This is a genomic window from Pseudofrankia asymbiotica (assembly GCF_001983105.1).
In the GTDB taxonomy this organism is placed as follows: Bacteria; Actinomycetota; Actinomycetes; order Frankiales; family Frankiaceae; genus Pseudofrankia; species Pseudofrankia asymbiotica.
Window position 1 is genome coordinate 42,553 of sequence record NZ_MOMC01000017.1, and the last position, 26,381, is coordinate 68,933.

The 26,381-nt window shown below is 71.6% G+C and carries 19 protein-coding genes; 11 read left to right on the plus strand and 8 right to left on the minus strand.

Features of this window, described 5'->3' with window-relative positions:
• Positions 1-80: 80 nt before the first annotated feature.
• Both BL253_RS10000 and BL253_RS10005 read right to left on the minus strand, forming a co-directional pair.
• On the minus strand, positions 81-1,652 hold the full coding sequence (locus BL253_RS10000; protein WP_241834678.1) for a flavin-containing monooxygenase: 1,572 nt from the start codon (positions 1,650-1,652) through the stop codon (positions 81-83).
• Positions 1,653-1,774: 122 nt separating this feature from the next.
• Positions 1,775-2,473 carry an ACT domain-containing protein gene (locus tag BL253_RS10005; protein WP_076815736.1) on the minus strand — a complete coding sequence of 233 codons (699 nt, stop codon included), beginning with the start codon at positions 2,471-2,473 and terminating at the stop codon, positions 1,775-1,777.
• A 531-nt stretch (positions 2,474-3,004) separates the two neighbouring features.
• On the opposite strand from BL253_RS10005, the gene gatC reads away from it, so the two are divergent.
• The 5 genes from gatC to BL253_RS10030 all read left to right on the plus strand — a co-directional run bounded on the left by gatC (position 3,005) and on the right by BL253_RS10030 (position 8,203).
• Complete coding sequence (gatC, locus tag BL253_RS10010) at positions 3,005-3,301, plus strand: Asp-tRNA(Asn)/Glu-tRNA(Gln) amidotransferase subunit GatC (protein ID WP_076815738.1); 297 nt, start codon at positions 3,005-3,007, stop codon at positions 3,299-3,301.
• 324 nt (positions 3,302-3,625) lie between these two features.
• The gene (gatA, locus tag BL253_RS10015) at positions 3,626-5,125 is read left to right on the plus strand and encodes an Asp-tRNA(Asn)/Glu-tRNA(Gln) amidotransferase subunit GatA (protein ID WP_076815740.1); all 1,500 of its coding nucleotides are present in this window, start codon (positions 3,626-3,628) and stop codon (positions 5,123-5,125) included.
• 28 nt (positions 5,126-5,153) lie between these two features.
• Entirely contained in the window at positions 5,154-5,486 is a 333-nt protein-coding gene (locus BL253_RS10020) for a hypothetical protein (protein ID WP_076815742.1), read from the plus strand.
• A complete protein-coding gene (gene gatB / locus BL253_RS10025) occupies positions 5,483-7,000 on the plus strand; it encodes an Asp-tRNA(Asn)/Glu-tRNA(Gln) amidotransferase subunit GatB (RefSeq protein WP_076815744.1) in 1,518 nt (505 codons plus the stop codon). Before BL253_RS10020 ends, gatB begins: the two co-directional genes overlap by 4 nt.
• Before the next feature lie 345 nt (positions 7,001-7,345).
• On the plus strand, positions 7,346-8,203 hold the full coding sequence (locus BL253_RS10030) for a metallophosphoesterase family protein (protein WP_076815746.1): 858 nt from the start codon (positions 7,346-7,348) through the stop codon (positions 8,201-8,203).
• 144 nt (positions 8,204-8,347) lie between these two features.
• On the opposite strand, the gene BL253_RS10035 is transcribed toward BL253_RS10030, so the two are convergent.
• The 6 genes from BL253_RS10035 to BL253_RS10060 all read right to left on the minus strand — a co-directional run bounded on the left by BL253_RS10035 (position 8,348) and on the right by BL253_RS10060 (position 17,643).
• Positions 8,348-10,225 (minus strand): penicillin-binding transpeptidase domain-containing protein, encoded by a 1,878-nt coding sequence (locus BL253_RS10035; protein ID WP_076815748.1) that lies wholly within the window; start codon positions 10,223-10,225, stop codon positions 8,348-8,350.
• 436 nt (positions 10,226-10,661) lie between these two features.
• Entirely contained in the window at positions 10,662-11,492 is an 831-nt protein-coding gene (locus tag BL253_RS10040; RefSeq protein WP_241834679.1) for a septum formation family protein, read from the minus strand.
• A gap of 297 nt (positions 11,493-11,789) precedes the next feature.
• Entirely contained in the window at positions 11,790-13,382 is a 1,593-nt protein-coding gene (gene serA / locus BL253_RS10045; protein WP_076815750.1) for a phosphoglycerate dehydrogenase, read from the minus strand.
• 486 nt (positions 13,383-13,868) lie between these two features.
• Entirely contained in the window at positions 13,869-14,861 is a 993-nt protein-coding gene (gene ilvC / locus BL253_RS10050; protein ID WP_076815752.1) for a ketol-acid reductoisomerase, read from the minus strand.
• 138 nt (positions 14,862-14,999) lie between these two features.
• The gene (gene ilvN, locus BL253_RS10055) at positions 15,000-15,524 is read right to left on the minus strand and encodes an acetolactate synthase small subunit (RefSeq protein WP_076815754.1); all 525 of its coding nucleotides are present in this window, start codon (positions 15,522-15,524) and stop codon (positions 15,000-15,002) included.
• Positions 15,525-15,777: 253 nt separating this feature from the next.
• Complete coding sequence (locus BL253_RS10060) at positions 15,778-17,643, minus strand: acetolactate synthase large subunit (RefSeq protein WP_081438189.1); 1,866 nt, start codon at positions 17,641-17,643, stop codon at positions 15,778-15,780.
• Between the two features lie 564 nt (positions 17,644-18,207).
• Here BL253_RS10060 and leuA point away from each other — a divergent pair.
• The 6 genes from leuA (at position 18,208) to cimA (ending at position 26,307) form a co-directional block, all read left to right on the plus strand.
• Positions 18,208-19,917 (plus strand): 2-isopropylmalate synthase, encoded by a 1,710-nt coding sequence (gene leuA, locus BL253_RS10065; RefSeq protein ID WP_076815982.1) that lies wholly within the window; start codon positions 18,208-18,210, stop codon positions 19,915-19,917.
• A 338-nt stretch (positions 19,918-20,255) separates the two neighbouring features.
• Positions 20,256-21,302: a 3-isopropylmalate dehydrogenase gene (locus BL253_RS10070; protein ID WP_076815758.1), complete on the plus strand. Its 1,047-nt coding sequence runs from the start codon at positions 20,256-20,258 to the stop codon at positions 21,300-21,302.
• A 328-nt stretch (positions 21,303-21,630) separates the two neighbouring features.
• Entirely contained in the window at positions 21,631-22,557 is a 927-nt protein-coding gene (ilvE, locus tag BL253_RS10075; RefSeq protein WP_076815760.1) for a branched-chain-amino-acid transaminase, read from the plus strand.
• 276 nt (positions 22,558-22,833) lie between these two features.
• A complete protein-coding gene (locus tag BL253_RS10080; protein WP_076815762.1) occupies positions 22,834-23,220 on the plus strand; it encodes a CBS domain-containing protein in 387 nt (128 codons plus the stop codon).
• A gap of 110 nt (positions 23,221-23,330) precedes the next feature.
• The gene (locus BL253_RS10085; RefSeq protein ID WP_338013702.1) at positions 23,331-24,035 is read left to right on the plus strand and encodes a Crp/Fnr family transcriptional regulator; all 705 of its coding nucleotides are present in this window, start codon (positions 23,331-23,333) and stop codon (positions 24,033-24,035) included.
• A 667-nt stretch (positions 24,036-24,702) separates the two neighbouring features.
• A complete protein-coding gene (gene cimA, locus BL253_RS10090; RefSeq protein WP_076815765.1) occupies positions 24,703-26,307 on the plus strand; it encodes a citramalate synthase in 1,605 nt (534 codons plus the stop codon).
• The last annotated feature ends 74 nt before the right edge of the window (positions 26,308-26,381 follow it).

The following is a 26,381-nucleotide window of genomic DNA, read 5'->3' on the forward strand; positions in this document are numbered from 1 at the left end:
CCGGCTCCCTGGCGGAGGTTGGTGGCGGTGTCGTTCTCTTCAACGCTGGCGCTGGCGCTGGCGCTGACAGCCTGGCTGCCCTACGCGGAGCTGGCGGCCGGTCCGCCCTTCGCGGGGCCGCCAGCCCCTGTGCTCCGCGCGGGGCTGTCGGCCGTGGTGTCCGCGGCGGCGCGCGTGAACTGGAGCTGCTCGTCGGCGAGCGGCCCGCGGCGGATCAGCTTCCTGTCGTCGTGGTAGCTGCTGGACATCACCCACGGAGCGCGCGGTCCCTGGCGCGGCAAGCTGTCGAGCGCGCGTAGCACGTATCCCGCGCCGAAGTCCAGCAGTGGGCGGGTGGTCATCTCGGGGTCCGCGACGGCGCGGGCGGTGTCGAAGCCGTGCTCGTCCATGTGGGTGAGCAGCCGGCAGAAGTACTCGCACAGCAGGCCGATCTTCAGGGTCCACGACGAGTTCGTGTAGCCGACGGCGAGCGCGAGGTTGGGGACGCCGCTGAGCATCAGCCCTCGGTATACGACCGTCTCGCGGAACGAGATCGGTTTTCCGTCGACCTCGAGCTGGGCGCCGMCGAGGACCTGGATGTTGAGACCTGTCGCGGTCACGATGATGTCCGCGGGCAGTTCCTCGCCCGACCGCAGGAGAATGCCMGTCTCGGTGAACGACACGATCTGGTCCGTCACCATCGTGGCCTTCCCGGCCGCGAGCGCCCGGAAGAGGTCGCGGTTGGGCGCCACGCACAGCCGCTGGTCCCAGGGGTTGTACGGCGGGTTGAGATGCGTGTCGAGGTCGAAGCCCGGTGGCAGCGCCCTGCGGTTGAGATAACGGATCAGGCGCCGCGCGATGGCCGGGTACTTCTGGGACAAGGTCCAGAGCAGGTGCTGCCGGGCGATGTTCTTGCGCCGGGTGAGCGCGTGGCCACGCCTCTCTCCGAAGATCTTGCGGAGACGGATCGCGGTCCTGTCCACGCGGGGCACGGGCAGGATGTACGTGGGCGTGCGCTGGAGCATGGTCACGTGCGCGGCCGCGCCGTCGCCCTGGAGCAGCGCCGGCACCAGTGTGACCGCCGTGGCACCGCTCCCGATCACCACGACGCGCCGGTCCGCGTAGTCGAGGTCCTCGGGCCAGGCCTGCGGGTGGACGATCTCACCCGCGAACCGCTCCCGGCACTCGAAGACCGGGGTGTGGCCCTCGTCGTACCGGTAGTACCCGGTGGCGGCGAAGATCCAGCGGGCGCGGAACGACACGAGCTCGGCCGGCCCGTCCGGGGCGGTGCGGCGCTCGGCCCGCACGGTCCAGCGAGCCGCCTGTGAGGACCACGCGGCCCGCACGACGCGGTGGTGATACCGGATGCGGGGCCCGAGGCCGTTCTCGTCCGCCGCCTCGCGCAGGTAGTCGAGGATGCGCGGCGCGTCGGCGATCGACTCCTCGTCCAGCCACGGCTTGAACTCGTAGCCGAAGGTGTGCAGGTCCGAGTCGGAGCGGATGCCGGGATAACGAAAGAGGTCCCACGTTCCCCCCAGGGAAGCGCGGGCCTCCAGGATCGCGAAGCGCTTGGCGGGGTGCATGGTCCGCAGATAGTGACCGGCTCCGATGCCTGACACGCCGGCCCCGATGATCACGACGTCCAAGTTCTCCGTCTCGGCTGGGTTCGGCATGGTGGCTCCCCCTCAGGGCACGACTGCGACATTCGCTACGGTGCATCGCCCGCGCCCCTGAGGCCAGCGCGCGGCCGCACCGGAGATCAGCGGGCCGAGGGCGACCGAGACGAAATGATCCGCTAGTGCGTGGAGCGGCGGGACAGGGACGCGGTGATGCCGGCGAGGTGGGCCAGGCGGGCTATCTCGGAGGAACGGAACTTCGGGCCGCCGGGGCGGCCGATGAGGATGACCAGTTCGGGGCAGCCGACCGGGGCGGCGGCCAGCTCCATGCCGCGGTCGGCCCAGCGGTCCGGGAGGCCGCCCTCGGCCGGATCGATCTCACGCGCCTCGGCGAGCGGCAGCCAGGGCACCGGCCGGGTCGCGCGCGGCGGGCTGGCGTAGTCGTCGACGCCGAGCTTGGGGGCGCCGACGGAGGCCTCCCTGATACGCATGTCGCCCGGAGCCACCAGCTCGAGCAACATCGCCCAGTCGGCGTGGAAGACGCCCGCGGCCAGCTCGGCCAGTACGGCGGGGGCGTCCTGGGGACGGTCGGTGAGCGCGTCCACGAGGTCCAGGTCGTCGCTGACCCCGCCTCCGCCGGCGAGGTAGGGGCGCAGCGACTCCACCCGGACGCCCGGCACCGACTGGGCGGCCGTCAGCACGCTGTCCGCGAGGCCGCCCGGCGGCAGCAGCACCAGCAGGTCGTCCACCGCGCCGTCCGGAGACCGCTCGACGACCGCGAGGCTGGCGATGTCGATCCCGACCCGCCCGAGCGCTGTCGCGACGGCCCCCAGCGCACCGGGTCGGTCGGGCAGCAGCAGGCGAAGAAGGTACGACATGACGTGAGCATTCCCGACCGGCGTGACACTCCGGTGACATCAGGGGGTTTTCCTCCGTGTCCCGTGCCGTGGCTCGGCCGGCCCGGTATCAGCGCGTAGCGGAGGGCGGGTCGCGGTGTCGCGGTGGTCACCCTGGCCGGGGAGGACGTCCGACACCCGGTCGGTCCCACGCCAGCGGACGGGCTGCGCCGGGGGCCGCCCGCCGACCCGTACGATGACATCACACCGACACGCGGACACGCCGTGGCGTCGCTGGTCGTCGCCGATCGAGCCCGTCGCGGCCATCGAGGCCGGGATGGTCCGGATCGCCGGTCGTGGCTGGTCGTGGCCGGGCTCGACCGGTTACCCAGGGCAGACCAGGCCCGGCGCGCCGCGCCGCGTCGGCCGCCAGACCGGGCTCGCCGCCGCCGCGCGGGCCAACCGGGGCCAGGTCCGGCGACCGCGGACGGTGAGGAAATCGGTGGGCACCGCGCCCGCCGCAGCTGATAATCGGTGGGCTCGCGCCCGCCGCCGATGAGGGGGCCTACCGCCATGGCCATCACCCGGGACGAGGTCGCGCACCTCGCCCGCCTGTCGCGGATGTCGCTGTCCGACGCCGAGCTCGACGCGCTGGCCCCTCAGCTGGACCAGATCCTGGCCGCGGTCGCCCGGGTGACCGAGGTCGCCGCGGCCGACATCCCACCGACCAGCCACGCCGTGCCGCTGACCAACGTCTTCCGGGCCGACGTGACCCGCCCGTCGCTTTCGGTCGACGAGGCGCTGGCCGCCGCTCCCGCCGCCGAGGACGACCGTTTCCGGGTACCCCGCATCCTCGACCCGGACGAGTGAGCCTTCCGCCCCGGCCTCGGGCGCCACGCCGACCATGGCCGCTCGCGGTGAACGGGAACGGGTCCCCGAGAGGGCCACTTCCCATCGCCGACCACCAGGCGTCGTCGCCGACCGCCGAGTATCGCGCCGGCCAGCCGCCCATGGCGCCGGCCGTCGGGCGGAGGCGGCCATGAACCGCGAGGCGCGCCCCGCGGCGGGCCGCACAGCCTGATGCCAGCACAGCCGATGCCACCAGACTTCAGGACAGCAGCCTCCGGGCCCGCGAAGAAAGATCATTTTCGCGGGCCGTTGGGCTCGTAGACATGTGAAGGACCGACAGCACCCATGACCGACGCCCCCGCCGACGTCGTCCGGTTCACCGCCGCCGAGACCGCGGCCGCGATCGCGGCCGGCGAGCTGTCCGCCGTCGAGGCCACCCAGGCGGCGCTCGACCGGGTCGCCAAGGTCGACGACGCCGTCCACGCCTTCCTGCACGTCGACGCCGAGGGCGCGCTCACCACCGCGGCCGGGATCGACGCCCGCCGTGCCGCCGGCGAGCGGCTCGGCCCGCTCGCGGGCGTCCCGCTCGCGCTCAAGGACGTGCTCACCGCCAAGGGAATGCCGACGACGTGCGGCAGCAGGATCCTCCAGGGCTGGTACCCGCCGTACGACGCGACCGTGACGGCACGGCTGCGCGCCGCCGACGTCGTGATCCTCGGCAAGGCGAACATGGACGAGTTCGCGATGGGCTCGTCCACCGAGAACTCCGCCTACGGCCCGACCCGCAACCCGTGGGACCTCGCCCGCATCCCGGGCGGCAGCTCCGGCGGCTCGTCGGCCGCCGTCGCCGCGTTCGAGGCGCCACTCGCGATCGGCACCGACACGGGCGGCTCGATCCGCCAGCCGGCCGCCGTGACCGGTCTCGTCGGGGTGAAGCCGACCTACGGCGGGGTGAGCCGTTACGGCCTGGTGGCGTTCTCCAGCTCGCTCGACCAGGCCGGCCCGCTCGCCCGCACCGTCACCGACGCGGCCCTGCTGCACGCCGCGATCGCCGGGCACGACCCGATGGACTCGACCAGCGTCGACGTGCCGATCCCGCCGGTCGTCGAGGCCGCGGCCCGCCGCGAGGTACTCGGCATGCGGATCGGCGTCGTGCGCGAGCTGTCCGGCGAGGGCTACGAGCCGGGGGTGCAGGCCCGCTTCGACGAGGCGGTCGCGCTGCTCGCCCAGCTGGGCGCCGAGATCGTCGAGGTGAGCTGCCCGCACTTCGACTACGCGTTGCCGGCCTACTACCTGATCGCGCCCAGCGAGTGCTCGTCCAACCTGGCCCGGTTCGACGCGATGCGCTTCGGCCTGCGGGCCGGGGACGACGGCGAGGCCGGCGCCGAGGAGGTCATGAGCCGTACCCGCGAGGCCGGCTTCGGTCCCGAGGTCAAGCGCCGGGTCATCCTCGGCACCTACGCCCTGTCGAGCGGGTACTACGACGCCTACTACGGCCAGGCGCAGAAGGTGCGCACGCTGATCAGCCGTGACTTCGCCGCGGCCTTCGAGCGGGTGGACGTCCTGGTGTCGCCGACCACGCCGACGGTCGCGTTCCCGATCGGCGCCAAGGCCGACGACCCGATCGCGATGTACCTCAACGACCTCTGCACGATTCCGGCGAACCTCGCGGGCGTCCCGGCGATGAGCGTGCCGGCCGGCCTGTCCGAGGGGCTGCCGGTCGGTTTCCAGATCATGGCCCCGGCCTTCGCCGACGACCGCCTCTACCAGGTCGGTGGCACGCTGGAAGCCGCCCTCGACGCCCGCCGCGGCCACCCCCTCCTGGACGCCGCCCCCGCCCTCTAGGGCCGTACCACCCGGAAGGACAACCGCCATGGTCAAGCTGCGCAGCACGCGGCAGGACCGGACGCTGCTGATCGCGGTGTGGGTCCTCACCGTCATCGTGCTCGTTCTCGGTGGGCTCGCGAAGAGCCCGATCCTGCTGGTGTGGGGAACGGTCGGGCTGCTCGCCGCGATCTTCCTCACCCGCGTCCATTTCCGTGACACCCGTTCGCGGCGCCCGGGGTCGGGCGCCGGTTCCGGCTTCATGCCGGGCCCGGGTCCAGGCGAGGGCGAGGACGTCGAGCCGGGCCAGCCCACCGCCGCCGCTGCCGACCCCGACACGGCCGTCAAGACCGACACATCAGACGTCGAGGAGTCCAGGTGAGCACCCCGGCCGCCGTCATTGCCGCCCCGTCCTACGAGGACGCGTTCGCCCGCTACGAGCCGGTGATCGGCCTGGAGACGCACGTCGAGCTCGGCACCGCGTCGAAGATGTTCTGCGGCTGCGCGACCGGGTTCGGCGCGCCGCCGAACAGCCAGGTCTGCCCGGTCTGCCTCGGCCTACCCGGCGCGCTGCCGGTCGTCAACGAGGCGGCGATCCGGTTCGCCGTGATGATCGGGCTGGCGCTGAACTGCCAGATCGCCACCTGGTGCCGGTTCGCCAGGAAGAACTACTTCTACCCGGACATGCCGAAGAACTTCCAGATCAGCCAGTACGACGAGCCGCTGTGCAYGGACGGGTGGCTGGCGGTGGAGGTCGACGGCGAGGTGCACCGGGTCGGCATCACCCGGGTTCACCTGGAGGAGGACACCGGCAAGTCGCTGCACGTCGGCGGCGCGACCGGGCGCATCCACGGGGCGACCCACTCGCTGGTCGACTACAACCGGGCCGGCATCCCGCTCGTCGAGATCGTCACGGAGCCGGACATCCGCACGCCCGAGGTGGCGCGCGCCTACGTCGAGGAGCTGCGCGAGCTGTGCCGCGCGCTCGCCGTCTCCGACGTCCGGATGGAGCAGGGCTCGCTGCGCTGCGACGCGAACGTGTCGCTGCGCCTCCGGGTCGGCCCGGGGGAGGCGGAGAAGCCGTTCGGGACCCGCAGTGAGACGAAGAACCTCAACTCTCTGCGTTCCGTCGAGCGCGCCATCCGCTCCGAGATCGTCCGGCAGGCCGGGCGGCTCGACGCCGGCGAGCGGATCATCCAGGAGACCCGCCACTTCGATGAGGCCGCCGGCCGCACGTCGTCCGGCCGCTCGAAGGAGGAGGCGACCGACTACCGGTACTTCCCCGAGCCCGACCTCACCCCGCTGGCCCTGTCCCGGGAGTACGTCGAGGCGGTCCGCGCGTCTCTGCCGGAGCTGCCGTCGCAGCGGCGCGCCCGGCTGATCGCCGAGCACGGCTTCTCCGACCGTGACCTGGTGGACCTGCGCAACGCCGGCGCGCTCGACCTCGTCGAGCAGACGATCGCCGCCGGCGCGTCGGCCCCGGCCGCCCGCAAGTGGTGGCTCAACGAGCTGGCCCGACGCGCCGCCGACTCCAACGTCACCCCCGCGGAGCTCGCGATCCAGCCGGTGCAGGTGGCCCGGATCATCGAGCTGATCACCGAGGGCAGCCTCACCGACGCCCTGGCCCGCAAGGTGATCGACGGGGTGCTCGCCGGCGAGGGCGACCCGGACCAGGTCGTCGCCGCCCGTGGTCTCGCGGTCGTCACCGACGACTCGGCGCTGTCCGCCGCCGTCGACACGGCGATCGCCGCCGCCCCCGACATCGCCGACAAGGTCCGCGCCGGCAAGCTCAACGCCGTCGGCCCGCTGGTCGGCGCCATCATGAAGGCGATGAAGGGCAAGGCCGACGCCGCGACGGTCCGATCCCTCCTCCTGGAACGCCTGGGCGGCGCCTGATCGGCTGGATCGTGTCGGATGGGCAAGTCCATGGACTCACCCATCCGACACACTTCCCCGAGCCTAGGCGCGAGTGTGTCGGATGGGTGAGTTCATAGGGTTGGTGAGGTGCCACGGTTTGGCTTCTGGGGGAGGGGGGCGGAGCGGGGCGCCGGCGATGGTGGGGCGGGCACCCTGGGAGTGGTGTCGTTGGGGTTTCGGCGGCGCGTACAGCCGTGTGCGACTGAGCGCGGTCCGTGACCGCGGGCTGTCGCCAGCGCGGGGCGCCGCCCAGCCGCTCCGACAGAGGTGATCTCGATCATCGTGGGGCGTCGGAGCGTGCCACATATGGGAGCATGAACTCAAATGGCCGCCTCGACCCGGACGCTCTACGCCACGAGCGATCTACACATCCGATACCCGGACAATCGGGCCATCGTCGAGGCGATGCGACCCGCCGGAGACGAGGACTGGCTGCTCGTCGTCGGTGACGTCGCCGACTTCGTGGACGAGATCCGCTGGGCGCTGGCGCTGCTCGCGAGCAGGTTCGCCCAGGTGGTCTGGGTGCCGGGCAACCACGAGCTGTGGACGCCCAAGCGTGACCCGGTCCAGCTGCGCGGCGTCGCCCGCTACTGGCACCTCGTCGACATCTGCCGAGAGCTGGGTGTGCTCACCCCCGAGGACCCGTACCCGGTCTGGGACGGCCCCGGCGGGCCGGCGGTCATCGCGCCGATGTTTCTGCTCTACGACTACACGTTCCGCCCCGAGGGCACGTCGACGAAGGCCGAGGCGCTCGCCTACGCCCATTCCACCGGTGTCGTCTGCTCCGACGAGTTCCTGCTGCATCCGGACCCGTTCCCGACCCTCGACGACTGGTGCCGGGCCCGCGTCGCRCAGACCGAGAAGCGGCTCGCCGAACTCCCGGCGGACGGGCCGCCGACGGTGCTGGTCAACCACTTCCCGCTGGTCCGGGAGCCAACCAGGGTACTGCGCTACCCGGAGTTCGCCCAGTGGTGCGGAACCGAGCTGACCGCCGACTGGCACGTGCGCTTCCGCGCCGCCGCCGTCGTCTACGGCCATCTGCACATTCCCCGCAGCACGGTCTACGACGGCGTCCCCTTCGAGGAGGTCTCGCTCGGCTACCCGCGCGAGTGGGCCCGGCGCCCCGCCCACTACCAGCGCCCCCCGCTCCGCCAGATCCTCCCGGCCGGCCCCGCCCGCTGACGGGACCGGCCGGTCTCACGCCGGCGAGCCTCCGAACGGCGACGGCCCGGCGACGGCCCGGCGACGGCCCGGCGACGGCCCGGCGACGGCCCGGCGACGGCATGGCGACGGCTGGAGGGCCTGGCTGGGTAGCGCGCGTCCCGGTCAGCCCCGCGGCGCCGCGGCGGCGTCCGCGGGCGCCGGGCTCGTGCTCGAGGTGGTGGCCGGGGCGGGGAGGTTGCCGTCGAGGGCACTCAGGAAGGCGGCGGCGACGGGGGCGGCGGACTCGGCGCCGAAGCCGCCGTTCTCGATGAGGACCGCGAAGGCGACCGGGCCGCGGTAGCCGACGAACCAGGCGTGGGTCGGCGGCGGGTTGCCGTCGGTGTACTCGGCGGTGCCGGTCTTGCCGAAGACCTCGCCGGGGAACGGCACGCCCGCCGCGGTCCCGTCGGTGACCACTCCCCGCATGAACGCGCGCAGATCCGGCAGGATCTTCGGCGGAAGCTGGTTCGTCCGGGTGGGGCCACCGACGACGAACGGCGCGCGCCAGGTGCCGCTGGCCACGGCCGCGGCGACGCTGGCCATCTGCATCGGGGAGGCCGCCACCCGGCCCTGGCCGATCGACGCGGACGCCGTCTCCGCGGCGTCCTTCGGCGTGGGGAAGATGCCGCCGACGCTCGCGATCGGCAGCGGCGGGGTTCCGTCGAAGCCGTACAGCCGGGCCGCCTGGGCGAGCGCTTCCGGTGGCAGCGAGCCAGCCAGGTTGATGAAGGCGGTGTTGCAGCTGCGCGCGAACGCGTCGCGCAGCGTCTCTGGCCCGAGCTTCTCGTTCTCGGCGTTGGAGAAGTTGCGCCCTCCCGCCGAGGCCGTCTCGGAGCAGTCCAGCATGGTGTTCCGGTCGCGGCCGTTCATCAGCGCCGCGGTCGCCGTCACGATCTTGAAGGTGGAGCCGGGCGGGTAGGTGCCGCGCAGCGCCCGCCCGTAGCCGTTGAGGGGATGGTTGGCCGCGGCCAGGATGCCGCCGGTGCGGACGTCGATCGCGACCAGCGCGCCGGCCGGCCAACGCGACGTGGCCAGCGCCTGTTCCGCCGCCCGCTGCACCCCGAGGTCGACGGTGGTGCGGATCTTGTCGCCGTTGGCCATCGTCCAGCTGTAGGGCGTCGCCGCGACGGCGCCCCGCGCGTCACGCAGCACGACCTGGCCGCCGCTCGCCGCGAGCCGGTCGTCGTAGGCGCGCTGCAGGCCGGTCGGCGGGGACACCTGGCCGAGTAGGTTGCCGGCGAGCTCCGGATCTGTCGCCAGCGGCTGGCCGGCGCGGTCGAGGAGCTCGCCGCGGCGGGCCGTCGACCCGGTCCGGTCGAAGTGCAGGCCCGGCGCGAGCTGCGGGTGCACGGAGCCGAGCAGCGCCTGGACCTTCCACCCGGCGGCGGTCTTCGCCAGCGACAGCTTGCCGGAGTACGGCCAGGGAGCGGCCTCGCCGGCGAGGCGCAGGGCAGCCGTGTAGGGGACGGTCGCGGTGGTGCCGGCGCGGTGAGCGTCCCCGAGGGTGAACGCCGCGTCGGTCAGCCGCAGCCGGTCGCGCATGTCGGCCATCGCCGCGATGAGCGTCGGGACGTCGACGTCGCCCGGGACGGTCACGGCGGTGATCGCCGCCTGGCCGGCGCCAGGGCCCTGGCCGCCGCGGGTGGCGTCCTCCTCGGGTGGGTTCGCCCCCGGGGCGGCCGCGGCGGGCAGGACCAGCGAGGCGGGCGCCACCGACGAGGTGGCGGGCTGGCCGGGCGGGCTCGGCGGAGCCGGCGTGTCGCGGCCCGGCACGCCGCCGCCTCCGACGTTGGGCGTCACGGGCGGGGGGGCGGACTTGTCGATCGAGCGCCACGCGGCGAGGTAGGCCAGGGCGGCGTCCCGAACGGCCCGGTCCGCGGCCGCGTCGTCCCGTTGGACCTTCCAGAGGTAGCCGCCGCCGGCTCCGGCGCCGAGCAGAACGACGAGGGCCGCCGCGAGGGCGACCCCGCGCCGCGACCCGCGGCGACGCCGGCCTGGCATGGCCGTGAAACCGCCTGGAGTCAGTGGCACGGCGCCACCCCCCGATCTATGCGACCGTCCGTGTCTGCGACAATTCCCCAGGTGCTGTCACTGGGGTTCCGACGGCCGTACCTTACGCTGCGTAGCCATCCTGCGCCTGTCGTGCCGGGCTGATGGTGAGGGATGCCGTACCGGCTGCTCGCTGCGGCTCTCCGGCCGCTCGTGGTGAGTCGCTGGTAGGGGCTTGCTCAGCACCGTCGCGATGACGAGGGGCGACGCGCCGCGGTCGGATCGACGGTGTGGATCTCCCGTCGCGCATTGTCGCGAGGTATCCGAGCGGACACGAGAGATGGCTACTTAGGGTGATGTCAGCCAGATAGCCAGATAGCCGGCTAGTCAGCCCAGCCAGCCGAGACGGCTGGCTGGCGTCGTCGGCCCGTGGCCGTGGGTGTGGGTGTCAGGCCGGTGTGGCGACGGCACCGAGCTGGTCGATCAGCGACGTCAGCCCGGGGAGCTGCGCGGTACAGGCCAGCGTCTTCTCGCCCTTGTCCCAGGCGTCGGAACTGGGCGCCAGCGCGCCGGAGACAGGGGAGGCGCMAGGCTGCGCGCGACCGGAGACAGGGGAACGMCCCGGCGACACGTGACTCACGTAGTCGTTGAACGCGTCGCCGCAGCTGGACTGCACCAGGCCGTCCAGGTCGTCCAGACCCGGCCATACGCCGGGTAGGCCCCTCAGGTTGACCAGCTTGATGACTTCGACGCGGTGTGTCTGGCCGCAGGGAACGACCTTGGCGCTCTCGGCACCCGCCGTGCTGGCCGGGTCCCAGTTCACGCAGTCGCCGACCCGCAACGACGCCAACAGGGCCGGTGGGGCGAGCACCCCGCCGGCGGTGTGCGGCGCGAGCGGCGCCGACGCGGTGGGGTTCGCGCGAGCGGTGCCCGGGGGCGAGGCCGAGGCCGCGGTGGTGCCCGCCCGGCTGTTGCTGTGCCGCAGCGCGACGACGATGCTGATCACGCCGGCGAGCACGGCGAGGAAGGCGACGACGCGCGTGGCCCGGCGGCGGCGGAACCCCGGCCGTGGCGCCCAGACCATCCGGTGCATGCCCGCCGGCAGACGGCGGCTCGCCGGCACGACCTGACAGCGCCCGGGATCCCGCCGGTCAGCCGCCCGGCCGCGCTCGGCCGCGGACGGCTCGATGAACCGGGCAGCCCGGACGAAACCATCATCCAGATGCAGGTTCTCGAAGGGATCCCGGTGCTCCGCGGGCTCCCGCTCCGGCAACGCCATGRGAGCAACGGTAAACCCGCGCCGGCCCATCTCGATGGTCTTTCTCTCAACGACCGTACAGACCACAACGAATGCCCCATGGTCGCCGGTCGCCGGCATGCGTGATTTGGGCTCATCGGGCACGAAAGTCGACGCCTCGTAGCGCGGTGACGACGTTCGGTGCAGTTCCGTCGCAGGCCGCTTCCGCGCGTCCCGCGACATGCGACCAGCCGTCGGTGCCTGTCAGCCTCCGTATGTTCGGGGAAGCGGCGGGAGCGGCGGGAAGGCGCCGGGAAGGAGGCGGGAGGTGGTGCCTGCCTAGTGGCCGACGGTGACGCTGACGGCCCGAGCGTACGGAGCGCCGATGATCCTGGCGATCTCCTGCAGGATGTCGGCCGGGACGGCGTCGTCCAGGGACAGTGACATCAGCGCCTGCCCGCCCGCCTCCAGGCGGCTGACCTGGGCGTTCGCGATGTTGATACCCGCGTCTCCCAGCAGCTCGCCGACGGCCCCGACGATGCCCGGCCGGTCCTCGTACTGGAAGAACGCCAGGTGCGCCTCGGGCCGCAGATCCACCTCGAACGCGTCGATCGCGGTGATCTTCTCGACCTGCCGGGTGCCCACGAGCGTCCCCGAGACCGAGACCACCGTGCCGTCCGACAGCGCGCCCCGCAGCGTCACCAGGTTGCGGTAATCGGGGCTCTCGCGGTGCGTCTCGAGCCCGACCTCGAGATGGCGCTCCTTGGCGAGCAGCGGGGCGTTCACGTACGTGACCTGCTCCTCGACGACGTCGGCGAACACGCCCTTGAGAGCGGCCAGCTGCAGCACGGAGACATCGAGCTCCGTGATCTCGCCGCGGACCTCGACGGTCAGGTTCTCCGGCAGGCCCCCGGCGATGCCGGTGAACACCTGCCCGAGCTTCTCCGCCAGCGGCAGACCGGGCCGGACGCCCTCGGCCACCACGCCACCGGCCTGGACGTTGACCGCGTCCGGCACGAACTCGCCCCGCAGGGCAAGGCTCACCGAGCGCGCGACCGCGAGGCCCGCCTTCTCCTGCGCCTCGTTCGTCGAGGCGCCGAGATGCGGGGTGACGACGACGTTCTCCAGCCCGAACAGCGGCGAGGAGGTGGTGGGCTCCTTGAGGAAGACGTCGACGCCGACGCCACCGACCTGTTTCGACCGCACCGCCTCGGCGAGCGCCCGCTCGTCGACCAGCCCGCCCCGGGCCGCGTTGATGACGATCACGCCCCGCTTGGTCCTCGCCAGCTCGTCCGCGCCGATGAGCCCGAGGGTCTCCGGGGTCTTTGGCAGGTGAATCGTGATCACGTCGCTGATCCGCAACAGCTCGTCGAGGTCGACGAGGCGAGCACCCATCTGCGCGGCCCTGGCCGGCGCGAGGTAGGGGTCGTAGGCGACCAGCTGCATGCCGAACGCCGCGAGCCGCTGCGCGACCAGCTGGCCGATCCGGCCCAGGCCGACGATGCCGGCGATCTTCTCGGTCAGCTCCACGCCGGTGTACTTCGAACGCTTCCACTCGCCGTTCTGCAGCGACTTGTCGGCTGCCGGTACCCGGCGGGCGACGGCGAGCAGCAGCGCGATGGCGTGCTCGGCGGCGCTGACGATGTTCGACAGCGGCGCGTTGACGACCATGACGCCCCGGGTCGTCGCGGCCGGGATGTCGACGTTGTCGAGGCCGATGCCGGCGCGGGCGACGACCTTGAGCCTGGGCGCGGCGGCCAGCGCCTCGGCGTCGATCCTCGTGGCCGACCGGATGATCACCGCGTCCACGTCGGCGAGCGCGGGCAGCAGCACGGACCGGTCGGCGCCGTCCACATGGCGGACCTCGAAGTCCCCGGACAGCACTTCCAGACCGGCCGGCGAAAGCTCCTCGGCCACGAGTACGACGGGCACTGGGATCTCCTCATCGAGAGCACCGAGCCGAAGGCGGCGCGATCATGTTCTTCCGCGTCGCTGGAGGCCCGCGGTGACAGAGCGCACGGCGGCCATCGCGAGCACACGCCAGCGGCCGCCGTCCCGGCGACCTCGGCATGCGCCCCCGGCGGCCTAGAGCCTATCGGGTGATCCGCGCCACACCCGCCCTAACGGACATGGGCCGTTTGGTGGCAGCCAACCAGCTGTCACCAAACGACCCATGGGCGGCGCTACGTGGCCGATCATCCTGGCGGTACCCGACGACGGTCCGGTGCCGGTTCGCGCGACCCAGCCAGAGACTGGTGACGGCGCATTGGCGCAGGCGCCAACCGCCACCTCGTCGGGCCATCACCAGGTGGATCAGGCCAAGTACATAACATATATCCGGGACCAGCTGGGAGGGCGCTCAGCGCCCGATGGGCTGGCGGCGGGGAGGCGCGGAGCGCCGATTCCGCCCGCCAGACCTCACTTGGTGATCCAGGACATCATCGAGCGGAGCTTGGAGCCGACCTTCTCGATCTGGTGGGTCTTGCCCTCCTCGACGAGCTTGGTGAAGTTCTGGCGGCCCGCGTCGTCCTCGGCGACCCACTCGCGCGCGAAGGTGCCGTCCTGGATCTCGTCGAGGATCTTGCGCATCTCGCCCTTGACCGCGGGGGTGACCACCCGCGGCCCGCGGGTGACATCGCCGTACTCGGCGGTGTCGGAGATCGAGTAGCGCATCTGCGAGATGCCGCCCTCGTACATGAGGTCGACGATGAGCTTGAGCTCGTGCAGGCACTCGAAGTACGCGATCTCCGGCTGGTAGCCGGCCTCGACGAGGGTCTCGAACCCGGCCTGGACCAGCGCGGACGCGCCGCCGCAGAGCACCGCCTGCTCGCCGAAGAGGTCGGTCTCGGTCTCCTCGGTGAAGGTGGTGCGCAGCGTGCCGGCGCGGGTGCCGCCGATGCCCTTGGCGTAGGCGAGCGCGGTCGCCAGGGCCTTGCCGGTCGCGTCGGTCTCGACCGCGACGAGGCAGGGCACGCCCTTGCCCTCCTGGAACACCCGGCGGACCAGGTGACCGGGGCCCTTGGGGGCGATCATGAAGACGTCCACGCCCTCGGGCGGGGTGATCAGGTTGTAGCGGATGTTGAAGCCGTGGCCGAAGGCCAGCGCGTCGCCCGCCTTGAGGTTGGGCAGGATCGACTCGGCGTAGATCTTGCGGTGCGCCGTGTCGGGCGCGAGGATCATGATGATGTCCGCCTCGGCGGCGGCCTCGAACGGGGTGACGACCCGCAGGCCCTCCTCCTCGGCCTTCGCGCGGCTCTTGCTGGTCTCCGGCAGGCCGACGCGGACGTCGATGCCCGAGTCCCGCAGGTTCAGCGCGTGCGCGTGGCCCTGGCTGCCGTACCCGATGATCGCGACCTTACGGTCGGCGAGGTCCTCCAGGTTGGCGTCTTCGTCGTAGTAGATCTCGACCATCGTGGGCGAATCTCCTCGTTGCGTGTTCGTGATACCAGTGCGACTGCCGTATACGCGCACGGGTTCGGTGCTTCCAGCGCTGGACGTCTGCGACCGGCATGATCGCAGACCCGGCCCTGGTGGGTAGGGAGGCGTCGCCTAGGCGGTTCTCTCCAGGGCGCGCAGGCTGCGGTCGGTGATCGAGCGGGAGCCTCGACCGAGCGCGACCATCCCGGACTGGACCAGCTCCTTGATCCCGAAGGGCTCCAGGACCCGGACCAGCGCGTCCAGCTTGTCACGGGTGCCCGTCGCCTCGACGGTGACGGCGTCGGAGGCGACGTCGACGACCTTGGCGCGGAACAGGCCGATGAGCTCGAGCACCTGCGAGCGCGCGGCCGCGTCGGCACGCACCTTGACGAGCAGCAGCTCGCGCTGGACCGAGACGTCCGAGTCCATCTCGACGATCTTCAGCACGTTGACGAGCTTGTTGAGCTGCTTGGTCACCTGCTCCAGCGGCAGCTCGTCGACGGCGACGACGATCGTCATCCGGGAGACGTCGCTGTGCTCGGTCGGCCCGACGGCCAGCGACTCGATGTTGAAACCGCGCCGGGAGAACAGGCTGGCCACCCTGGCCAGAACCCCGGGCTTGTTCTCGACGAGAACGGACAACGTGTGGCTGCTCACGGCGTCTGCGCCTTTCGAAGGGACCCGCGCGGGCTGTCTGTGAATGGGTGACGTTCAGCGGCAGGTGACCCCGCTGGGTGCGGAGGCGCGCCTCGCGGAGGCCCGTCCCCGGAGCGAAGCGAGGTGGGTCGGGCCGCGGCGAGGTCGCCGGAGCGCCCGTGAGCGGAGGAGGACACGGCGCGGAGGTCCCTTGGGAGCGAAGCGAGTAAGGCGCCGTAGCGCCGTGCCCGCACGGAGCGAACCAGAGACGCAGTCACAGGTTCACTTCGGCGTCGCCGCTGTAGTCGAAGTCGGGGGCGATGTCGCGGGCGACCCTGATGTCGTCGTTGCTCGAGCCGGCGGCGACCATCGGCCACACCATCGCGTCGGGGTGGACGACGAAGTCGATGACCACCGGCGCGTCGTCGATCGCCATCGCCTTCTCGATCGTGCTGTCGACGTCGGCGGCCGTCTCGCAGCGCAGCCCGACGCAGCCGAGCGCCTCGGCGAGCCGGACGAAGTCAGGGACGCGCTTCACTCCGGTGCGGGAGCTGGCCGGGTGGGTGCCGAGGTCGGTGTTCGAGTAGCGCTGGTCGTAGAACAGGGTCTGCCACTGGCGGACCATGCCGAGCGCCCCGTTGTTGATGACGGCGACCTTGATCGGGATGCCCTCCAGCGCGCAGGTCGCGAGCTCCTGGTTGGTCATCTGGAAGCAGCCGTCGCCGTCGATCGCCCACACGGTCGTGTCGGGACGGCCGACCTTGGCGCCCATCGCCGCCGGCACCGCGTAGCCCATCGTCCCGGCGCCGCCGGAGTTCAGGAACGTGTACGGGTTCTCGTACGAGATGAACTGGGCGGCCCACATCTGGTGCTGGCCGACGCCGGCGGTGTACACGGCGTCCGGGCCGGCGATCTGCCCGATCCGCTGGATGACGTACTGCGGCGCGAGCGAGCCGTCCGCGGGCTCCGCGTAGCCGAGCGGGTAGGTGCCGCGCCACCTGTTCAGCTGCTCCCACCAGCCGCCCAGGTCGGGGCGGGTCTCTGCCTGCAGCGCGCCGATCAGGTCGGCGACGACCTCCCGGCAGTCACCGACGATCGGCACGTCGGCGGCGCGGTTCTTGCCGATCTCGGCCGGGTCGATGTCGGCGTGGATGATCCGCGCGTGTGGGGCGAACGTCGACAGCTTGCCGGTGACCCGGTCGTCGAACCGGGTGCCCAGCGCGATCAGCAGGTCGGCCTTCTGCAGCGCGGTGACGGCCGCCACCGAGCCGTGCATGCCGGGCATGCCCAGGTGCAGGTGGTGCGAGTCGGGGAACGCGCCCCTCGCCATCAGCGTGGTGACCACCGGGATACCGGTCAGCTCGGCGAGGATGCGCAGCTCCGCGGCGGCGCGGGACCTGAGCACCCCGCCACCCACGTAGAGCACGGGCCGGCGCGACGCGCTGATCATCTTGGCCGCCTCGCGCACCTGCTTGGCGTGCGGGCGGGTCACCGGCCGGTAGCCGGGCAGGTCGAGCGACGGCGGCCACACCTCGTGCGGCAGCACCGACGTGAGCGACTGCATGACGTCCTTCGGCAGGTCGACGAGCACGGGGCCCGGCCGGCCGGTGGACGCCAGGTGGAACGCCTCGGCGATCGTGCGCGGGATGTCGTCCGCGGACTGGACGAGGAAGTTGTGTTTCGTGATCGGCATCGTGATGCCGCAGATGTCCGCCTCCTGGAAGGCGTCCGTCCCGATCGCGGCGCGGGCGACCTGGCCGGTGATGGCGACGATCGGCACCGAGTCCATGTAGGCGTCGGCGATCGGGGTCACCAGGTTCGTCGCCCCGGGGCCGGAGGTGGCCATGCAGACGCCGACCTTGCCCGTGGCCTGCGCGTAGCCCTCCGCGGCATGCCCGGCGCCCTGCTCGTGGCGGACGAGGATGTGCCGGACCCGCGTCGAGTCGTACAGCGGGTCGTAGGCGGGCAGGATCGCCCCGCCCGGGATGCCAAAGACAACGTCGGCCCCGACCGCTTCCAGGGAATGGACGAGCGACTGGGCTCCGGTGATCTCTCTAGTCATCTGCCGTCTTCCTTGACGTTGGCCGGGGGTGGGGCGGGCGCCGCGGCCTGGGCGCCGGGGGGCTTCTGCGTCCTTGATGTCGCTGAGGGCACTAAAAAGCCCCCCGTGCYGAGGGCACTGAGGGGCTGCGTACGAGTCTGTCCCAGACCGGCTGGGACGGGTGACTACGCACGCTCTCCGCGTACAAGGAGGGTCAGACGCACCCGCCTACCTTGGCGGACGATCGCGGTGCGCGTCAAGTCACCGTCGTGAGTCGTCTTCGTTCTGGGACCTTGGCCACACCAGATCGCCGCCCGGGTGACTGGGGTACTGTGTTGATGCGATGTCTGCCTCGCTTCTTGTCCTGCAGCCGTCGCCGCTTCCGCGGCTACGGCTTGGCGGCCTGCTCCTTAGCTGCCGCGGCGGGGCCTGACTTTTTCCGGCTGGCTTCCCCGTCGCGGAGTCTGCTCGCGCACACCCAGCCACGTCACGGCCTCGAACCAGGCTCCCCCCGCGCTTCTGTTCCGCCCAGACCGCAGGTCCGGCGCGATGCGTTCGAAGGCGGGGCGCGGAGCCTCCCGCCGCACTCCGGGTGGCCCTCACAGCTGAGGGCCCCGACAGGAAGCAGATGCAGTGATCAACAACCCGCAGGTCCCGTCTGGCATGCCCATCGACAAGTACCGGCCGTTCCAGCCGGTCGCGCTGCCGGACCGGACGTGGCCGAACGCCCAGATCACGAAGGCGCCGATGTGGTGCAGCGTCGACCTGCGCGACGGCAACCAGGCGCTGGTCGACCCGATGACGCCCGAACGCAAGCTGAAGATGTTCGAGCTGCTGGTCGGGATGGGCTACAAGGAGATCGAGGTCGGCTTCCCGGCCGCGAGCCAGACGGACTTCGACTTCATCCGCCAGCTGGTCGAGAGCGACCTGATCCCCGATGACGTCACCATCCAGGTGCTGACCCAGGCCCGCGAGGAGCTGATCGAGCGGACCGTGCAGTCCCTGGTCGGCTCCCGCCGCGCGCTGCTGCACCTGTACAACTCGACGTCCACGCTGCAGCGGCGCGTCGTCTTCGGCCAGGACCGGGCCGGCATCACGGAGATCGCCGTCCAGGGCGCCCGCTGGACCGTCCAGTACGCCGAGAAGCTGCTGGACGACCGCACCGACCTGCGCTGGCAGTACAGCCCCGAGTCGTTCACCGGTACCGAGCTCGACTACGCCGTCGAGGTCTGCGAGGCCGTGATGGACGTCTGGGAGCCGACGGCGGACCGCCCGGTCGTCCTGAACCTGCCGGCCACCGTCGAGATGTCGACGCCGAACGTGTACGCCGACCAGATCGAGTGGATGGGCCGCAACCTGACCCGGCGCGACGCGGTGGTGCTGTCGCTGCACCCGCACAACGACCGCGGCTGCGCGGTCGCCGCCGCGGAGCAGGGTGTGCTGGCCGGCGCCGACCGGATCGAGGGCTGCCTGTTCGGCAACGGCGAGCGCACCGGCAACGTCTGCCTGGTGACGCTGGGGATGAACCTGTTCTCCCAGGGCGTCGACCCGATGATCGACTTCTCCGAGATCGACGAGATCCGCCGGACCGTCGAGTACTGCAACCAGCTGCCCGTGCACCCGCGGCACCCCTACGGCGGCGACCTCGTCTACACGGCCTTCTCCGGCTCCCACCAGGACGCCATCAAGAAGGGCTTCGAGGCGATGGGGCGGACCGGCCAGCGGGTCTGGGAGGTTCCGTACCTGCCGATCGACCCGATGGACGTAGGCCGCACCTATGAGGCCGTCATCCGGGTCAACAGCCAGTCGGGCAAGGGCGGCGTCGCCTACCTGCTGAAGTCCGAGCACGGGCTGGACCTGCCGCGCCGGCTGCAGATCGAGTTCTCCCAGGCCGTGCAGCGGCACACCGACGGCGAGGGCGGCGAGGTCACCGCCTCCGAGCTGTGGGACATGTTCCGCGAGGAGTACTTCCTGGACTCCAGCGCGGGTCACCCAGCGCTGGAGATCGTCCGGTTCACGACGTCGGCCGGCGAGGGGGCGCGTGATGAGGTGAACGTCTCGGTTCGCCAGGACGGCGCCGAGAAGGTGCTCACAGGCATCGGCAACGGGCCGATCGACGCGTTCGTCGACGCGCTGTCGACCAGGGGCGTGACGGTCAAGGTGCACGACTACCACGAGCACGCGATCGGCGCCGGTGCCGACGCCCGCGCCGCCGCCTACCTGGAGGTCCAGGTCGAGGACGCCACCGGCGGCCGGGTCTACTGGGGCGTGGGCGTCGACCCGAACATCGTGATGGCCTCCCTGCGCGCCGTCGTGAGCGCCGTGAACCGCGCCGCCCGCACCCGCGCGGCGGTTCCCCCCACCGCGGGCTGAGCCGGCGAACCCCAACCGTGTCGGATGGGCAAGCCTAGAGGCTTGCCCATCCGACACACTCCGCACAGGCCATGGGTGACTGTGTCGGATCAGCAAGCCTAGAGGCTTGCTGATCCGACACGGTTTGGAGTTGGAGCGGGTGTGTGCGGGGCGGGCGACCTGGCTGGGTCGGGAGTAGGGGCAGTCCGGGGACCCGGTCCGGCTGCTGGACGCGGCAGCGGGGCGCTCAGCCGTGTGCGGTTGGATGCTTTCCGTGGTCAAGGTCTCAGGTGGCCCGGCCTGGGTCGGCGCTCGGCGTCCCGAGGGGGTTCGCTGGCCGGCGGATAGGCTGAACAGCCATGAAGCTTGCGGTTATCGGTGGTGACGGGATCGGCCCGGAGGTGGTCGCGGAGGGCCTGCGGGTCCTCCGGGCGGTGCACGACAAGGTGGAGACCACCGAGTACGACCTCGGTGCGCGCCGTTGGCGGGAGACCGGCGAGACGCTGCCCGACTCGGTGCTCGAGGAGCTCCGCGGGCATGACGCGATCCTTCTCGGCGCCGTCGGCGACCCGGGCGTGCCCTCCGGCGTGCTGGAGCGCGGCCTGCTGCTGCGCCTGCGGTTCGAGCTCGACCACCACGTCAACCTGCGCCCGGTGAAGCTGTACCCGGGGGTGACCTCGCCGCTGGCCGGCGACCCGACGATCGACATGGTCGTCGTCCGGGAGGGCACCGAGGGGCCGTACGCCGGCGCCGGGGGTGTGCTGCGCAAGGGCACCCCACAGGAGATCGCGACCGAGGAGAGCATCAACACCCGGTTCGGCGTCGAGCGGGTCGTGCGCGACGCGTTCCGCCGGGCGCAGCGCCGCCCGCGGCGCAAGCTCACCCTCGTCCACAAGAACAACGTGCTCACGAAGGCCGGCGACCTGTGGTCGCGGACCGTGGCCGAGGTCGCGCCGGAGTTCCCCGAGATCAGCGTCGACTACCAGCACGCCGACGCGGCGAGCATGTTCTTCATCACCAACCCGGGCCGGTTCGACGTGATCGTCACCGACAACCTGTTCGGCGACATCATCACCGACATCGGAGCCGCGATCACCGGCGGCATCGGGCTCGCGGCCAGCGGCAACCTTGACCCCTCCGGCGCGCACCCGAGCATGTTCGAGCCGGTCCACGGCAGCGCCCCGGACATCGCAGGCAAGGGCGTCGCCGACCCGACCGCCACCGTCGCCTCGGTCGCGATGCTGCTCGACCATCTCGGCCTCACCGCCGAGGCGGCCCGCGTCGAGCAGGCGGTCGCCGCCTCGCTCGCGGCCCGCGCCGCGTCCTCCGGCCAGCCGCTCTCGACCCGCGAGGTCGGCGAGGACCTGGCCGAGCGCTCCACGTCCGCCTCCACGTCTGCCGCCTAGCCTCGGCCGCGGATCGTCTGCCCGTCGGCTCGGCACCTCGCGACGCTGACGGGCAGACGGTCCCGGCGTCGGGCCCCAGGCCGCGCCCCAGGTCGGGCTCCGCTGGACGAGCTCACCTGGACGAGCTCACCTGGCCGGAAGGCCCGCTCGCCGATCGATGGACGTCCGATATTCACGGCGACTCCTCACTAGGACGTCGAACAGCTATCCTCGAAAGAGCCGTAGATCCGGTACGACGGCAGCCGACAGGGCCCGACCACGGCGAAGCTCGGCCGTTACGTCACTTTTCTGCCTGCCCGATCGCGCTGCCCTGCGGAGGAGTACGCCTGTGTCCATCACGCCTACGTCAAAGATCTGGATGAACGGGGAGTTCGTCGCCTGGGACGACGCCCGCATCCACGTCCTCACCCCGACCCTTCACTACGGCTGGGGGGTGTTCGAGGGCATCCGGGCGTACGAGACCCCTCGGGGCAGCGCGGTCTTCCGGCTGACCGACCACATCGCCCGGCTCTACCGCAGCGCCAAGATCTACATGATGGAGCCGGACTTCACCCAGGAGCAGTTCGTCCAGGCGGCCAAGGACACCGTCGTGGCGAACGACATCCAGTCCTGCTACATCCGCCCGCTGATCTACCTCGGCTACGGCGAGATGGGGCTCAACCCGCTGCCGTCCAAGGTCGAGTCGATGATCGCCGTCTGGCCGTGGGGGGCCTACCTGGGCGAGGAGGCGCTGGAGAAGGGCTGCCGGGTCATCATCTCCAGTTGGCGGCGCAACGACGTCAACATCACCCCGCCGGCCGCGAAGGCCACCGGCCAGTACCTCAACTCGTCGCTCGCGAAGGTCGCGGCCATCAAGGGCGGCTACGACGAGGCGATCCTCACGAGCCCGACCGGCCACATCGCGGACGGCTCGGGCGAGAACGTCTTCATCGTCACCGGCCGTACCCTCGTCACCCCGCCGCTGACCGACGGCGCGCTCGGCGGCATCACCCGGGCCTCCGTCATGCAGATCGCCGCGGACCAGGGCTACGACGTGGTCGAGAAGCACATCGTGCGTACCGACATCTACCTGGCCGACGAGGCGTTCTTCACCGGTACGGCCGCCGAGATCGTCCCGATCGCCGAGGTCGACGACCGCCCGGTCGGCCTCGGCCGTCCCGGCCCCGTCACCCGCGAGATCGCCGAGATCTTCCACCAGGCCACCACCGGTCAGCTCGACCGCTACAAGGACTGGAACGAACTCGTCGGCGAGTGAGACGGGCGCCCTGACGGGCGTGACAACGGACGGCTTCGCGCGCGCCCCCGGCTGGAGACAGCCGGGGGCGCGTCGCTTTTGGAGGGTGTGTTGGCGCGCGGATGGCCATGCCATAGCACCTCTGGGCAGGGCGGGGACGCCGCGGCGCCGTGAGCCCGCCGTGGCCCGCGGCGCGCCGAGCGGAATCGGGGGTCTGGTCAGATCGCGGATCGGACCTTACCTTGCCTCCATAGCCGATTTCACAAGCGCACAAGCGCCGTCCGGTCGGAGGTTCTCATGCGGGTTTCGGATGGAATGAGTGCGTTGGTGCTGATGATCGGCCCAGGGCACACCCTCCGGCAGGCGTCGCGGCTGATGGCCGGGCGCGGGGTCGGCGCGGCGGTCGTGCTCGACACCGACGGTGCGGGGTACGGCATCCTGACCGAGCGGGACATCCTGCTGGCGCTGGCCGCGGGCAAGGACCCGGACGTGGAGGTCTCCGCCGATCACCTCACTCGTGACCTTGTGTTCGCGGACCCGGACTGGTCGCTCGACACCGCGGCCGACGCCATGCTTCGGGGCGGCTTCCGCCACCTTGTGGTGACTGAAGGTGGTTCGGTGGCGGGAGTTCTCTCGATGCGTGACGTTGTGCRCTGCTGGAACCAGCAACGCGTAGCTACCTAGCGATGGCGGGCGTCACCCCTGTTTGGCGCGAGGTTGGCGCATTTACGGCGCCGCACCCGTCAGAAACCCGATTCAGGCGTGTTCTGCGTGATGTGGGCAGCAAGAGACCGGTGAAAGCCGCTAACGTCTCGCACATGCTCGACGACGACGAGGCGGTCGCGCTGCTCCGGGCGACCACGCTGCTCAAGGAACTTGACGAGGAGGACCTGCGGCGGCTTGCTGCCCGCGCGGTGACGCGCCGGTACCGGCGGGGCCAGGTTGTCTTCACTGAGGGGGAGCCCGCGGACACCCTGCTGGTGGTGGCCCAAGGCCGGCTGAAGGTGCTCACGAAGGCCGACGACGGCCGTGATCACGTGCTGAACATCCACGGCCCGCGAGAGACCATTGGCGAACTGAACATCGTCGAGCCGGGCACCCGGTCGGCGAGCGTCGAGGCCCTCGAGCCCAGCACCGCGCTGGTGCTCGACCGGACCGCCGTCTGGGAGCTCGTCAAGGAGCGCCCGGCGGTGGCCGAGCAGCTCATCCGCGCCCTGGTCGCGCACGTGCGCCGGCTCACCGGGGCCAACGCGGACCTGGTCTTCCTGGATCTTCCACGCCGGGTCGCCAAGCTGCTGTTGATGCGGACGCGCGAGGCCGGCCGGCCGGTCATCGAGCTGGGGCTCACCCAGACCGAGATCGCGTCGCTGCTCGGCGGCTCCCGCCAGTCGGTCAACCAGGCCCTGCGCGAGTTCGAACGCCGTACGTGGATCCTCTCCGAGGGCCAGACGATCACCATTCTCCAGCTGGAACGCCTCCGTCGCTTCGCTGGCGACTAGGCCGCCCAGACGGACGCACTGGTGTCCCCGCGCGATGCTGGATGCGACGCGCGGGGCTCAGGCATGCCCTGGGCTAGGCCGGGCTCGTCGGATTCCGCGCGAGCGGAGTACTCCAGAGGCGGAGTACTCCAGAGGCGGAGTGCTCCAACGGTGGAGTGCTCCCGAGGCCGTCTGACGCCCGGGCGCTTTCCGTATAACAGACCGGCGCTGAGCTGGGCAGGTTAACGGGGGCGACCTGGGACACAGTCGCCGCGTGTCGCGGGTGTTACGCCGTAAGGTGGACACCCGGCGGTGAACCCGTCTTCGTCGCGCGCTCCGGCCACCCGACCCCAGTGGGCCGGACGCGTGACGAGCCCTGGGAGACGGCCATCGTCAGGACCGGCCACGACGAGCGGTCGACCGGTCCCGTCGGCATTCAGCGGACGTGCGCGGGAGTCCGCGTTCGCGTCGCCGATGGATCGCTGTCCCAGGGATTACTACGGGCCCCGGCCGGCGCGATGCTCCTCGCCCTTCGGCGGTCCTACGCTGGAATCAGGCCGAGGGACGCGCGAGCAGGCTCGCCAGGTGCCCGTCCGGAGGCCTACAGGCGGCACGRCCAGAGCAGGCGCGGCCACGCGGCTGGGTTACCTACCAAGGCCTGTGGGCGAGACACCGTGAGAGGCGCAGCGTGCGGCCATATGACCCCGAGTCCCTGCACATCTACGACACGACTCTGCGGGACGGCACGCAGCAGGAGGGGCTTTCGCTCTCCGTCGCCGACAAGCTGGCGGTAGCCCGCCACCTCGACGACCTCGGTGTCGGCTTCATCGAGGGCGGCTGGCCCGGCTCCAACCCGAAGGACGCGGAGTTCTTCCGCCGAGCCCAGACCGAGCTGACCCTGCGCAACGCCAGGCTCGCCGCCTTCGGCTCCACCCGGCGCGCCAGCAGGACCGCCGCCGACGACCCGCAGGTGGCCGCGCTGCGCGACGCCGGCACCCCGGTCGTCTGCCTGGTCGCCAAGTCCGACCGCCGGCACGTCGAGCGCGCGCTGCGCACCACGCCCGCCGAGAACCTGGCGATGATCCGTGACACGGTCGTCCACCTGCGCGCCGAGGGCAAGCGGGTCTTCGTCGACGCCGAGCACTTCTTCGACGGCTACCACGCCGACGGCGCCTACGCGCTGGAAGTGGTCCGCACCGCCGCCGAGGCCGGCGCCGACGTCGTCGTCCTCTGCGACACCAACGGCGGCATGCTGCCGACCCAGATCGGCGACACCGTGCGTGCCGTGATCGACGGCACTGGGGCGCGCCTGGGCATTCACTGCCACGACGACTCCGGCTGCGCCGTCGCGAACAGCCTGGTGGCCGTGCAGGCGGGCGTCACCCATGTCCAGGGCGCGGCGAACGGCTACGGGGAGCGCTGCGGCAACGCGAACCTGTTCACCGTCGTCGCCGGTCTGGAGACGAAGCTCTCGACGCCGGTGCTGCCGACCGGGCAGCTGCGCGAGCTGGTCCGCGTCTCGCACGCCATCGACGAGATCACCAACTCGACGCCCGACACCCACCGGCCCTACGTCGGCGCGAGCGCCTTCGCCCACAAGGGCGGCCTGCACGCCAGCGCTGTCAAGATCGACCCGGACATGTACCAGCACATCGACCCGGCCGTCGTCGGCAACGACATGCGGATGCTGGTCTCCGAGCTGGCGGGCAGGGCCACCATCGAGCTCAAGGGCCGCGAGCTGGGCCTGGACCTCTCCGGCGAGAAGGAGGCCCTCGGCCGGATCGTCGAGCTGGTCAAGGAGCGCGAGGCGAACGGCTTCTCCTACGAGGCCGCCGAGGCGAGCTTCGAGCTGCTGCTGCGCGACGAGGTGTACGGGGCCGAGCGCTACTTCACGCTGGACAGCTGGCGGGTCATCGTCGAGYAGCGCCCGGACGGCGAGATCGTGAGCGAGGCGACCGTGAAGCTCACCACCGGCGGCGAGCGGCACGTCTCCGCGGCCGAGGGCAACGGGCCGGTCAACGCGCTCGACAAGGCGCTGCGCGAGGCACTCGCGAAGGCATACCCGGGCCTCAAGGACGTCGACCTGACCGACTTCAAGGTGCGCATCCTCGACGGGCGGGATGGTTCCGGCGCTGTGACCCGGGTGCTGGTCGAGACCAGCGACGGCCAGTCGCGCTGGAACACCATCGGCGTCGACGAGAACATCATCGCGGCCTCCTGGCAGGCCCTGCAGGACGCCGTCACCCACGGCCTGCGTCGCCAGGGCGAGCTCCCCGACCCCACCGCGGCCTGATCGCCTGACCGCCCGACCGGTCGACGGCCCCTGATGGGCCGGAGATCGGTTCGAAGTCACGGCCGTCCGGAGTT

Coding starts and splice junctions, on each gene's coding strand:
- ilvC (WP_076815752.1), bottom strand. CDS start 14,861: ATGGTCGAGATCTACTACGACGAAGACGCCAACCTGGAGGACCTCGCC.
- gatC (WP_076815738.1), top strand. CDS start 3,005: ATGGCCATCACCCGGGACGAGGTCGCGCACCTCGCCCGCCTGTCGCGG.
- BL253_RS10005 (WP_076815736.1), bottom strand. CDS start 2,473: ATGTCGTACCTTCTTCGCCTGCTGCTGCCCGACCGACCCGGTGCGCTG.
- BL253_RS10035 (WP_076815748.1), bottom strand. CDS start 10,225: ATGCCAGGCCGGCGTCGCCGCGGGTCGCGGCGCGGGGTCGCCCTCGCG.
- gatA (WP_076815740.1), top strand. CDS start 3,626: ATGACCGACGCCCCCGCCGACGTCGTCCGGTTCACCGCCGCCGAGACC.
- BL253_RS10020 (WP_076815742.1), top strand. CDS start 5,154: ATGGTCAAGCTGCGCAGCACGCGGCAGGACCGGACGCTGCTGATCGCG.
- leuA (WP_076815982.1), top strand. CDS start 18,208: ATGCCCATCGACAAGTACCGGCCGTTCCAGCCGGTCGCGCTGCCGGAC.
- BL253_RS10070 (WP_076815758.1), top strand. CDS start 20,256: ATGAAGCTTGCGGTTATCGGTGGTGACGGGATCGGCCCGGAGGTGGTC.